Genomic DNA, 12,536 nt, shown 5'->3' on the forward strand with positions numbered 1-12,536 from the left:
CATGCAAGCAGAGAAGTTTCATGACCTCCCGCTTGAAGACGTGTTAGGTGATCGCTTTGCACGTTATAGTAAATATATTATTCAAGATCGCGCACTTCCAGATGCGCGTGACGGCTTAAAACCAGTACAAAGACGTATTTTATATTCTATGTATGTAGAAGGAAACGTGCACGATAAAGCGTTCCGTAAGTCAGCTAAAACAGTCGGTAACGTTATTGGTAATTATCATCCGCATGGTGATTCCTCTGTATATGAGGCGATGGTACGTTTAAGCCAAACTTGGAAAGTACGTAATGTTTTAGTTGAAATGCATGGTAATAACGGCAGTGTTGATGGGGATCCGGCAGCAGCAATGCGTTATACGGAAGCACGATTATCACCAATTGCATCGGAGTTATTACGTGATCTTGATAAAGAAACAGTAGAATTCGTATCAAACTTTGATGATACGAGTGAAGAACCGGTTGTTTTACCAGCAGCGTTCCCGAACTTATTAGTGAACGGATCTACAGGAATTTCCGCAGGTTATGCAACAGAAATTCCTCCGCATCATCTTGGAGAAGTTATTGACGCTACAATGATGCGTATTGATAAACCGAATAGTACTGTTGATGATTTATTAACAGTTATGAAAGGACCAGATTTCCCAACAGGTGGTATTATTCAAGGGATTGATGGTATTAAAAAGGCGTATGAAACAGGTAAAGGTAAAATTATTATTCGCGGGAAAGCAGAGGTTGAAACGGTTCGTGGCGGGAAACAGCAAATCGTAATTACTGAAATTCCATACGAAGTAAATAAAGCAAACCTTGTTAAGAAAATGGATGAGTTACGCCTAGATAAAAAATTAGATGGCATTGCTGAAGTACGTGATGAGACAGATCGTACAGGTCTTCGCATTGTCGTAGAATTAAAAAAAGAAGCAAATTCTGAAGGTATTTTAAATTATTTATATAAAAATACAGATTTACAAATTCCATATAACTTTAATATGGTAGCGATTAATAATCGTCGTCCAACGCTTATGACATTACCGAAAATTTTAGATGCATATATTGGCCATCAAAAAGAAGTTGTTACGAGACGTTCACAATATGAATTACGAAAGGCAGAAAATCGTCAACATATTGTAGAAGGTTTAAAGAAAGCATTATCGATTTTAGACCAAGTTATTGAAACGATTCGTGCTTCAAAAGATAAGCGTAATGCAAAAGATAATTTAAGTGCGAAATTTGGTTTTACAGAAGCGCAAGCGGAAGCAATTGTATCCTTGCAATTATATCGTTTAACGAATACAGATATTACAGCGCTACAACAAGAGGCAGATGAGCTTAATAAGAAAATTATTGAGCTACAGGCAATTTTACAAAGTGAAAAAAGATTACTTCAAGTAATTAAAACAGATTTAAAGAGAGTTAAGAAAACATATAGTGATGATCGACGCGCGATTATTGAAGATCAAATCGAGGAAATTAAAATCGATGTAGAAGTGATGATCCCACAAGAAGATGTCATCGTTACTGTAACGAAAGAAGGATATGTGAAACGTACTGGATGGCGCTCACATAATGCCTCAAATGGCAAAGACTTCGGTATGAAAGAGGGTGACATCTTACTTGAAAGATTCGATACGAATACGACAGAGACAGTCCTCTTATTTACGAATAAAGGAAACTATATATATCTGCCAGTATACGAAATGCCAGATATTCGTTGGAAAGATTTAGGGCAGCACGTTGCTAATATCGTTTCACTTGACCGGGATGAAACCATTATTTGGGCAACTGTCGTACCGAACTTTGAGGAAGAAAAGCGATTTATCGTATTTGTAACGAAGAACGGTATGATTAAGAAGACAGAATTAAACCAATATAAAGTACAGCGTTACTCAAGAGCATTCGTTGCTGTAAACTTGAAAAAAGATGATGAAGTTGTTGATATATTTGCGACAGATGGAACGAGTGATATCGTTCTTGCTACACATGGTGCATATGCACTTATTTTCCATGAAGATGAAGTAAGTCCAGTCGGTGTAAGAGCCGCTGGTGTGAAAGCAATTAATTTAAAAGAAGATGACTATGTCGCTTCTGGTAAACCATTAAATGCTGATAAAGATCAACTTATTCTCGTAACGCAGCGCGGTGCTGTAAAACGCCTAAAAGCATCAGAAATTGAGAAATCAACGAGGGCAAAGCGAGGTCTTGTTATTTTCAAAGAGTTAAAACGTAATCCATACCGCATTGTCGGTATTGAAATCGTTAGAGACGATGAACTAGTTTACATGAAGACAGAGAAACACATCGTAGAAGAAATTGATCCGAAAGCGTATCGAAATAAGGACAGGTATAGTAACGGTAGTTTAGTACTAGATGTTAATGATACTGGTGAAGTTATTGAAACGTGGACGAAAAAACGACCGGAATAAAAAAAGCATCTTGTCATGAATAATGGCAAGATGCTTTTTTCTAGGCAATTTATTATGTAAATTATAATAATCTTGTTATAATAACTGAATGAAATCGTTCTCATGAAGTGGACTTACTACCCACAAATAGCGGGATAAATGGAGGGGCAGCAATATGAAAAAAATAGGTGTAGGGATTGTAGGGTTTGGATTTTCTAGTACAACATTTCACATCCCATTATTACAAACGATAGAAGAATACGATATTCGTGCCGTATTATCTTCAAAAGAAGAGGTAGTAAAAGAAACATTACCGAATGCTAACGTCGTGAGTACAATTGATGAATTGGTGAAGCGAGCTGATATTGACTTAGTTGTTATTACTTCACCAAATACAACTCATTTTCCATATGTAAAAGAAGCAATATTAAACGGTAAGCATGTTGTTGTAGAGAAACCATTTGTTGTTTCAATTGAAGAAGGAGAAGAGCTTATTTCATTAGCAGAGCAGCATAATGTCGTATTAAGTGTATATCATAATCGTCGTTTTGATAATGATTTCTTAACAATTAAGAAATTATTAGAAGAAAATAGAATAGGGAACCTATACGCATATGAAGCGCATTTTGATCGTTTCCGTCCACATGTACGTGATCGCTGGAGAGAAAAGAACTTACCAGGATCAGGAATATTATATGATTTAGGATCGCATTTAATTGACCAAGCATTATCATTATTTGGGAAACCAGACGCGATACGTGCAGATATAATCAAACAACGCCCAGGTGCAGAGGTGGATGATTATTTCCACATAGTACTTCACTACGGAGTTAAACGTGTCATTTTACGTAGTAGCAGTTATGTGAAAAAGGCAGGTCCACACTTTACACTGCATGGAGATAAAGGTTCTATCGTGAAATACGGTATGGATTCACAGGAAGAACAATTAAAAAATGGAATGAAGCCAGGCGATAACGGTTATGGGGTAGACATTGAACAGAATTTTGCTACTCTAGAAACAGAAGAAGAGTCAGTACGTATTCCAACAGAAGTCGGCTGTTATGACATGTACTATAAAGGTGTAAGAGATAGTATTATAAGTGGTGAGAAATTACCTGTAACAGCACAAGAAGGTTTAGAAGTTATTAAGCTGATTCAATTAGCGGTTGAAAGTAGTGAAACAGGTAGAGTTATCACTGTAAAATAAAAAGACACGAATTTCGTGTCTTTTTATTTTTGTGGAACAGAAAGACCATAGAAAAACATAGTGACAATATCTTGAATATGTTTTTCGCGATCTCCTTCAAGAAGCTGTACCCCAAAATCATCACCTAATTTAGTAAACATTTGAATGTAAAGTAACATCATTTCTTTAGTAAGGTGAGGGTTAATTTCATTTTTTTGCTGTGCTTGTTCTAATATTTCTAAATACCAAGGCAAGATTTTTTCGTTTTGATAACTATAAATAAACTTTCGGAGCTCTTCATCTCTTTGCATCATTTGTAGTAACATATCCGGCTGAAATAACCCACCAGTATTCATTTTTCTTACAATCATTTTTTGCATCATATCATGAAAAGGTAATTTTTCCGCTGCAAGATCTTTATAATATTGAAATTCAGATATAATAAATTCTTGTATAAGCTCTCGAAATAACGCATCTTTACTTCCGAAATGATTATAAATGGTAACTTGAGAAACGTTTGCTTCTTTTGCAATATGTTCTATTTTCACTTCATTAAATCCGCGTTCTGAAAATAATAAGAAGGCTGCCTCTTTAATAGCACGTTTTTTCTTTTCTTTCACTTTTTCAAAGCCGTTCAATGCAATCACCTCAATTAAAATATACAAGAAAAAATAATGAAAAACAATAATTTTGAAATATAGACATATAAATATTTCAAAAAGTTGTTGCGAATATAAAAGATGAGGAGTACAATAATTTTGAAATATCACATATTAAATATTTCAAAAAATGAGGTGGAATTATGATTTCAGTTCAAGATGTTACAAAACAGTTTTCAAATGGAAAAGGCTTGTTTCATATTACATTTGATGTAAAAGAAGGAGAAGTATTCGGTTACTTAGGACCAAATGGTGCCGGGAAATCCACAACGATTCGTAATTTAATGGGATTTATAAAATCGACATCTGGAAAATCTTCCATTTTCGGATTAGATTGTTGGAATGACGCCGCGAAGATTCAAAGGGAAGTTGGTTATTTACCAGGAGAAATTTCTTTTATTGAAGGAATGAACGGATTAGAATTTCTGAAGTTAATGCAAGGAATGCGTGGGCTAAAGGATACGAAAAGACGAGATGAACTAATAGAACGTCTGCAATTTGATGTGAAAACACCAATTCGCAAAATGTCTAAAGGAATGAAACAAAAAGTAGGAATTGTTGCTGCATTTATGCACGATCCGGAAGTGTTAATTTTAGATGAACCGACTTCAGGACTCGATCCGCTTATGCAGCAAGTATTTATAGATTTAATAGTAGAGGAAAAGCAAAGAGGAAAAACGATTCTTATGTCTTCACATATTTTCACTGAGATTGAGCGTACATGTGACCGAGTAGCGATTATTAAAGATGGGCGCCTTGTAACGGTTGAAAATATTCATGATTTACAAGGGATGAGACGACAAGTGATAGATGTAACCGTATCATCAGAGGAAGAGATTGATTCTCTTACAAAATGTAATTTGCAATTTGAAGCGGTAAAAGGTAGAGAGGCATCGATTATTGTACAAGGAAACTATCAAACTGTTTTACAAATACTTTCAAACTATAATGTAACGGCACTTCAAACGAGAGCGATGGATTTAGAACATTTATTTATGCATTATTACGATAAGAAAGAAGGGGTAAAGCATGAATAAGCAATTGTTTTTAGCTAGTTTGAAAGAGACGCAAAAAAGTATTTTGAGTTACGCAACTGGTGCAGCTCTATATTTATGGTTGTTAATTTGGATATTCCCTTCAATGGTATCAGCGAAAGGTTTAAATGAATTAATAAGCGCTATGCCTGATAGTGTGAAAAAAATTGTTGGCATGGAAAGTCCGATTCAAAACGTAATGGATTTTTTAGCTGGTGAGTACTATAGTCTATTGTTTATTATCATATTAACAATTTTTTGCGTTACAGTTGCAACACATTTAATTGCCCGGCATGTAGATAAAGGGGCGATGGCATATTTATTGGCGACACCTGTATCTAGAGTGAAAATTGCAATCACGCAAGCCTCTGTTCTCATATTAGGACTACTAATTATTGTAGTTGTTACGTATGTAGCGGGCATAGTAGGTGCAGAATGGTTTTTAAGTGATAATAACTTAAATAAAGAATTATTCCTAAAGATAAATATAGTCGGAGGGCTCATATTTTTAGTCGTTAGTGCATATTCATTTTTCTTTTCTTGTATATGTAATGATGAAAGAAAAGCACTTAGCTACTCAGCAAGTTTAACTATTTTATTTTTTGTACTAAATATGGTAGGTAAATTAAGTGATAAGTTAGAGTGGATGAAAAGTCTATCGTTATTTACACTGTTTCGTCCAAAAGAAATTGCGGAAGGAACGTATAATATATGGCCGGTAAGTATAGGTTTAGCTGCGGGAGCGCTTTGTATTTTTATAGTAGCGATTGTATTGTTTAAGAAGAGGGATTTACCGTTGTAGAGTAGAAAGTCCACTATATGAGTGGACTTTTTTTGATGAGGAGGAAACGAATGAGTTGCAGCTATATGTAAATGATGTAGAAAAGTCATTATTGTTTTATAAAAAAATAATTGCTTTAAAGTTGTCGATCCAAATGGATATCTCCTCAGAGTTACGTATAAAAAAGGTAAACATGAAAAATGTTTACCTTTTTTTATGGAAATATTCAAAAAAATGAACCTTTTTCTAGGCTCATACGTCTAATACATGTAAAGTTAAATTTGAAGCGAGGATGAAACAGGAGGAGCAATTGTGAAAGTAATCCCTTTATATAAAATGTTGGTAAAAGAAGAAACAGATGTTTCCTTAGCGAAAAAAGGTGATCATGAAGCTTTTATGACTCTTATACATACAGAAAAAGTGAAGATGTATCGTATTGCAAAGGCTATGTTACGTGATGAGACAAATATAGAGGATGCGATACAAACAACAATTTTAAAAGCCTATGAAAATATAAAAAAATTAAAGAAGGAAGAGTTTTTTCAAACTTGGTTAATTCGAATTTTAATGAATGAATGTAACAACATTATTAGAACGTATAAAAAGATAATTGTGACAGAAGAGAATGATTACAATATGAGTGCGTGCGATCAGTATGAAGATATAGATTTGTGTAATGCGATTCAATCGTTACATGAAGAGTTAAGAGCTGTTACGGTACTTTATTATTATGAAGATATGAATCAAGAGAGTATAGCGAAGCTTTTAGAGGTACCAAAAGGAACAGTGAAATCGAGATTGGCACGTGCGAGGGAACAACTACAGAAACGATTAAAGATGGAATAGGGGGTGCAAAGGATGGATAATGAAAAAATATTTGATGAGAAATTAAAAAAGAGAATAAACGAAGAGAATGTTATAGTACCGCCAGAGTTAAATGAAAAGATTAATCGTACACTACATAGTCTTCCGGTAAAAAAGAAAGGTTACAGAGTTTATATGATGGTTATAAGTGCTGCTGTTCTAGCACTTTCCATTGTGTCTATGTCGGAGTTTTCTGATCAAATTTTTGCTCAAAACGGCGGAGTGTTTGAATATGTAAAGAAAAAGGCATTTTCTGATTACGAAAACGAAGAGGAAATAAAAGCAAATGCAAATTATCCAGATAAAGAAAAGATTCATGAAAAGATGCTAGATTCCATTGATCATTTTAATAATATTTCAGGACAATTTGAGGAATATTCTAGTTCGTCAAGAATTGCTACAACATACAAATATGCGATTGATACGGAGCAACAAAGAGGTATCTCTTCGAAAGAAGATAAACTAGCGAAAAAACGAACCATTATATATAACGAGGGCAAGAAAAAAGAATTTGATGATGAGAAGTATACGTACAAAGAAACAAAATGGAGCCCGAAAGAAAGAAACTATGAACTATTAAAATTAAATCCTACGGGAAGGTTATTGAGAAAATCAGTTGAGAAAAAAAGATATGATGATGAATATGTGGGATTCGCGAAGTATAGTATTCAATCCGAATTTGCTGATCTATTAATCCGATATAAAGATTGGAATTATAAAGAAACGAAGTATCTTGGACTGGATTGCTACAAAATAGAAGGGACAATAAATATAGAAATGCCTGTAAGTACATCTGAAGATTTAAGAGGGAAATTTGAAATGGTTGTAGAGAAAAATACAGGGATTATGCTGAAATTCCTTAGTTTCCACGAAGGTATGATTCAATATTCGATTACAACTGAATGGATACAAATAAACAAAGGATTGAAAGAGAATACATTTCAAAAGGAAAGCACTAATTATGAGAAAGTGAAAAATATATTAGATGAATAGAAAACGGAGGAAACTATATGGAGAATCATTCTTCTTCAAGAGAAAAGAAAAATAAACGAAAATATAAAAAGACAACGATAATAAGTGTATTGTTAGCAATATTACTATTTGGCGGATTTGGATATGGTACTTACGTATATATGAAAACTTCTAATCTCGTACAAAAATCAAATGTTAATTTGGCACGTGGTGAAAAATCAAATTTACGTGAGGAAACGGTAAAACCGATTACTAATAATGTTTCACTTTTAATTATGGGAATTGATGAAAATCAAGAGCGACAAAAGGAGTATAATGGTGCATTTCATACAGATGCACTGCTGTTAGCTACTTTTAATAAAGATGATAAGACTGTGAAATTGACGAGCATACCACGTGATACATACACATATGTTCCGGTTGAAAAGAAAAAAGATAAAATAACGCATGCATATGGAAGTGGTTTCGTTAAAAATGGTAAAGATGGAGGGCCGCAAGCTTCAGTGGAAGCGGTAGAAAAGTTATTACAAGTGCCTGTTGATTATTTTGTAAAGTTTAATTTTAATTCATTTACTAAAATTGTTGATGGATTAGATGGGATTGAAGTAGATGTCCCAGTTGAATTTACGGAGCAAAATAGTAAAGATGAACCTGACGCGATCCATTTGAAAAAAGGACTACAAAAATTAACAGGAGAAGAAGCACTTGCATTAGCAAGAACGCGTCATATTGATAGTGATGCAATGAGAGGGCAGCGGCAACAACTTGTTATGGAAGCGATTTTAAGTAAATTAAAAAGTGTAGGATCAATTACGAAGCTAGAAAAAATAGTTGAGGCGGTTGACGGTGATTTTAAAACAAATTTAGCAATGGATGATATTTTATCTTTTTATAAATACGGTTTAAATTGTTCGGTTGAAAAAATTCAATTAGCAGGTGATGATTTATACTTACCTAATGGCTCAAACGGCCAACGTGTATATTATTATAACCCTAATAAAAAAGATTTACAGAGTTTGAGTAATACTCTTAGAACACATCTAGGATTAAGTGAAAAGGAGATTGAGGAAAATTGAAGCAGGCGAAATGTCTGCTTTTTATTATGTCTAATAGTATGTCGTTTATCATTAAATGTTATATACTATTTTCAAAATTAACATAATAGTGTAACATAAAGTTAAGGTTTAAGTTACATAACAGAGGGCCATCACATAGAATAAATGTTATTGATGAAAATAGTTTGGGAGAAATGAAAAAATAAGGGAGTATTAAAAATGAGAATTGTAAAGAATTTAACATTTCAAGTTATTGTGGCCATTATTTGTGGTATTGCAGTAGGAGCGATTTGGCCGAGTGTTGGACAAGAGATGAAGCCAATTGGTGAAACGTTCATCAATATGATTAAAATGGTTATTGCACCGATTATCTTTTTAACAATTGTGCTTGGTATTGCAAGTATGGGAAGTATGAAAAAGGTAGGTCGTGTTGGCGGGAAGGCACTATTATATTTTGAAATTGTTACAACAGCGGCTTTAATAATTGGTATCATTGTAGCGAATGTTGTGCGTCCAGGAGACGGATTAGACCCTTCAAAACTAAAGGGCGGAGATGTTTCACAATATGTACAAAGCGGACAAGAAATGAAATGGATGGATTTCTTTTTACATATTGTGCCGTCTAACATGTTTGAAGCATTTGCAAAAGGTGATATTTTACAAGTTTTATTTTTCTCTATTTTATTTGGAGCAGGGTTAACGATGTTAGGGAAAAATGGACAGCCAGTAATCGACTTTTTTGAAAGGTTATCGAAAGTATTTTTTAACATTTTATCAATCGTTATGAAATTAGCACCGGTTGGAGCATTCGGCGGGATGGCATTTACAATTGGTAAATATGGTTTAAGTACGCTCATACCACTTGGTAAACTAATGATTTGTGTATATGCGACAATGGCATTATTTGTTTTTATTGTTTTAAATTTTATTTGTAAATTGTATAAATTTAGTTTATGGAAATATTTAGCGTACATTAAAGAAGAATTACTTATTGTTCTTGGGACATCATCATCAGAATCAGTATTGCCGCGAATGATGACAAAGATGGAAGACTTCGGATGTTCGAAGCCAGTAGTAGGTTTAGTCATTCCGACAGGTTACTCTTTTAACTTAGATGGAACAACAATTTATTTATCTATGGCTACTATATTTTTAGCACAAGTCTTTCACGTCGATCTTTCACTAGGTCAACAATTAACGATAATAGCTATTTTGTTAGTTACATCTAAAGGAGCAGCCGCAGTAACAGGTGGAGGCTTTATTGTACTAGCGTCTACTTTATCTGCGATGAATGTTATTCCATTAGAAGGGTTAGCGCTATTACTTGGTGTAGATCGTTTCATGTCAGAAGCACGTGCTATCGTTAATTTAATTGGTAACGGTATTGCGACTGTAGTTGTTGCAAAAAGTGAAAATGAATTTGATGAAGAGAAGTATACGAGAGTAATAGAGGAAATGAAAAAAGAGAAAATGGCCGGATAAAAAGTCAGCTTTGCTGACTTTTTTATTTTTGTAGAAAAGAGGTTTGTTACGATATACATTATTTATTAACAATAATTTACAGGTTTTTTATAGTGGAAGGATATAAAGACTATTAAATCAATACATAAGATTCAATAAGACATAGTATTTCGAAAGATTATGGAATTTTTATGAATATTACTGTAATAAAATAATTTTTTAAAAATTTTCAATAATAACACTTTACAAAACTCGAAAAATTAGTAGAATAATAGTTAATAAGAATCTTCTGATAAATATATAAAGAAAAACAGAATTATCAGAAAATTCTTAAATGAGAGCGTTAAGAATTAGGGAGGGTACAGAAAGTGAAAAAGAAAAAAATGAAAAAACTAACAGCAGTTGTAGCACCAGTTTTAGCAATGAGTATGGCATTAACAGCATGTTCTACATCAGGTGGAGATAAGAAGACAAGCACAAATTCTAGCTCTGGCGGAGATAGCAAATCAGAAGAAAAATTAGCAGCGAAACAAGTACTAAATCGTACTGAAACAAATGAGATTCCAACAATGGATACTTCTAAAAATACAGATACATTAGGTTCTCAAATTTTAGGGAACACAATGGAAGGTTTATATCGATTAGATAAAGATAACAAACCAATCCCAGCTGCGGCAGAATCAAGCACGAAGAATGAGGATGGTAAAAAATATACATTTAAACTACGTAAAGATGCAAAATGGTCAAATGGTGATCCTGTAACAGCAAAAGATTTCGTATATGCTTGGCAACGTCTATTAGATCCAAAAACAGCTGCCGAGTATGCATTTATCGCATTCCCAATTAAAAATGCAGAAGCGGTTAATAAAGGTGAAAAACCTGTAGCAGAATTAGGAGTAAAGGCAGTAGACGACCTTACTTTAGAAGTTGAATTAGAACAAGCAGTACCATATTTCTTAAACTTAGTAGCATTCCCATCTTACTATCCATTAAATGAGAAATTCGTAAAAGAAAAAGGAGATAAATTCGGTTTAGAGTCTGACACAACAGTATATAACGGACCGTTCGTTCTTACTGATTGGAAACATGAGCAAGGATGGAAACTGAAGAAAAACGATCAATATTGGGACAAAAAGACTGTAAAACTAGATGAAATTAACTATAGTGTAGTAAAAGAAGTAGCTACTCGAGTGAATTTATATGATACAAATGCAATTGATTTTGCGCTATTATCAGGTGAATTCGTTGATAAGTATAGAAATAATAAAGAAGAGTTTGGCACATACTCACAAGTAAGTACATTCTTCTTACGTATGAACCAAAAACGTGGCGGACAAGATACACCGTTAAAGAGCCAAAAATTACGTGAAGCCATCGCACTTTCAATCGATAAGAAAAATCTATCAAACGTTATTTTGAATGATGGATCTAAACCTGCGGACTTCTTAGTACCGAAAGGATTAGCAACTGGACCAGACGGTAAAGACTTCCAAGAAACATTTAAAAACGGTATTAAACCAGATGCAAAAAAAGCAGCAGCTGCATGGGATGAAGCGAAAAAAGAACTTGGAAAAGACCAAGTTACAATTGAGCTATTAAACTATGACACTGGTAATGCGAAAAAAGTTGGGGAATATGTAAAAGATCAAATTGAGAAAAACTTAAAAGGTGTAACTGTTAATATTAAACTTCAGCCATTCAAACAAAAGCTGAAATTAGAAACAGAGCAAGATTATGATTTATCATATGCTGGTTGGGGACCTGACTACGCTGACCCAATGACATTCTTAGATATGTTCCAGTCTAATCATTCTCATAACCAAATGAGCTTCGCTGATCCGAAATATGATGATATGATCAAAAAAGCTGGCGGAGAATTAATGGGTGATGCGAAGAAACGTTGGGAAGAGCTAGGAAAAGCTGAGAAATTACTTCTTGAGCAAGATGTAGCACTTGTACCTTTATACCAACGTGGTGATGCATACGTTCAAAAACCAAATGCAAAAGGCATCGTTCACCATAACATTAGCCCAGAGTATAGCTTCAAGTGGGCGTACATGACTGAAAAAGATGGAAAATAATTTTTAAGCAGTGAGGCTATATTTAAGTGGATCTATATA

At 33.9% G+C, this 12,536-nt stretch carries 10 protein-coding genes; 9 read left to right on the forward strand and 1 reads right to left on the reverse strand.

Annotated features, from left to right (window positions below):
• Position 1: 1 nt before the first annotated feature.
• Both parC and PDQ40_RS18225 read left to right on the forward strand, forming a co-directional pair.
• Positions 2 to 2,425: a DNA topoisomerase IV subunit A gene (gene parC / locus PDQ40_RS18220; protein WP_001147475.1), complete on the forward strand. Its 2,424-nt coding sequence runs from the start codon at positions 2 to 4 to the stop codon at positions 2,423 to 2,425.
• Positions 2,426 to 2,579: 154 nt separating this feature from the next.
• Positions 2,580 to 3,611 carry an oxidoreductase gene (locus PDQ40_RS18225; RefSeq protein ID WP_000719756.1) on the forward strand — a complete coding sequence of 344 codons (1,032 nt, stop codon included), beginning with the start codon at positions 2,580 to 2,582 and terminating at the stop codon, positions 3,609 to 3,611.
• A gap of 23 nt (positions 3,612 to 3,634) precedes the next feature.
• On the opposite strand, the gene PDQ40_RS18230 is transcribed toward PDQ40_RS18225, so the two are convergent.
• Entirely contained in the window at positions 3,635 to 4,237 is a 603-nt protein-coding gene (locus tag PDQ40_RS18230; protein WP_113732406.1) for a TetR/AcrR family transcriptional regulator, read from the reverse strand.
• Positions 4,238 to 4,392: 155 nt separating this feature from the next.
• On the opposite strand from PDQ40_RS18230, the gene PDQ40_RS18235 reads away from it, so the two are divergent.
• From PDQ40_RS18235 to PDQ40_RS18265, 7 genes are all read left to right on the forward strand, one after another.
• Entirely contained in the window at positions 4,393 to 5,286 is an 894-nt protein-coding gene (locus PDQ40_RS18235; protein ID WP_000626578.1) for an ABC transporter ATP-binding protein, read from the forward strand.
• Positions 5,279 to 6,085: an ABC transporter permease subunit gene (locus tag PDQ40_RS18240; RefSeq protein WP_001041449.1), complete on the forward strand. Its 807-nt coding sequence runs from the start codon at positions 5,279 to 5,281 to the stop codon at positions 6,083 to 6,085. The genes PDQ40_RS18235 and PDQ40_RS18240 overlap by 8 nt, the downstream gene beginning before the upstream one ends.
• A gap of 291 nt (positions 6,086 to 6,376) precedes the next feature.
• Positions 6,377 to 6,910, forward strand: a complete 534-nt coding sequence (locus PDQ40_RS18245) for a sigma-70 family RNA polymerase sigma factor (RefSeq protein ID WP_000864753.1) — start codon at positions 6,377 to 6,379, stop codon at positions 6,908 to 6,910.
• 12 nt (positions 6,911 to 6,922) lie between these two features.
• Positions 6,923 to 7,921: a hypothetical protein gene (locus PDQ40_RS18250; protein ID WP_000368232.1), complete on the forward strand. Its 999-nt coding sequence runs from the start codon at positions 6,923 to 6,925 to the stop codon at positions 7,919 to 7,921.
• Positions 7,922 to 7,938: 17 nt separating this feature from the next.
• A complete protein-coding gene (locus tag PDQ40_RS18255) occupies positions 7,939 to 8,976 on the forward strand; it encodes an LCP family protein (RefSeq protein ID WP_000427601.1) in 1,038 nt (345 codons plus the stop codon).
• 198 nt (positions 8,977 to 9,174) lie between these two features.
• A complete protein-coding gene (locus PDQ40_RS18260) occupies positions 9,175 to 10,437 on the forward strand; it encodes a dicarboxylate/amino acid:cation symporter (protein ID WP_001223624.1) in 1,263 nt (420 codons plus the stop codon).
• 347 nt (positions 10,438 to 10,784) lie between these two features.
• Complete coding sequence (locus PDQ40_RS18265; RefSeq protein ID WP_270691557.1) at positions 10,785 to 12,497, forward strand: peptide ABC transporter substrate-binding protein; 1,713 nt, start codon at positions 10,785 to 10,787, stop codon at positions 12,495 to 12,497.
• Positions 12,498 to 12,536 lie beyond the last annotated feature (39 nt).

It is taken from the genome of Bacillus cereus group sp. Bc061 (genome assembly GCF_027715825.1).
In the GTDB taxonomy this organism is placed as follows: Bacteria; Bacillota; Bacilli; order Bacillales; family Bacillaceae_G; genus Bacillus_A; species Bacillus_A paranthracis.

What these genes read in the sequence shown, in the direction of transcription:
- parC (WP_001147475.1), top strand. Translation starts at nt 2, where the DNA reads ATGCAAGCAGAGAAGTTTCATGACCTCCCGCTTGAAGACGTGTTAGGT.
- PDQ40_RS18225 (WP_000719756.1), top strand. Translation starts at nt 2,580, where the DNA reads ATGAAAAAAATAGGTGTAGGGATTGTAGGGTTTGGATTTTCTAGTACA.
- PDQ40_RS18235 (WP_000626578.1), top strand. Translation starts at nt 4,393, where the DNA reads ATGATTTCAGTTCAAGATGTTACAAAACAGTTTTCAAATGGAAAAGGC.
- PDQ40_RS18240 (WP_001041449.1), top strand. Translation starts at nt 5,279, where the DNA reads ATGAATAAGCAATTGTTTTTAGCTAGTTTGAAAGAGACGCAAAAAAGT.
- PDQ40_RS18250 (WP_000368232.1), top strand. Translation starts at nt 6,923, where the DNA reads ATGGATAATGAAAAAATATTTGATGAGAAATTAAAAAAGAGAATAAAC.
- PDQ40_RS18255 (WP_000427601.1), top strand. Translation starts at nt 7,939, where the DNA reads ATGGAGAATCATTCTTCTTCAAGAGAAAAGAAAAATAAACGAAAATAT.
- PDQ40_RS18260 (WP_001223624.1), top strand. Translation starts at nt 9,175, where the DNA reads ATGAGAATTGTAAAGAATTTAACATTTCAAGTTATTGTGGCCATTATT.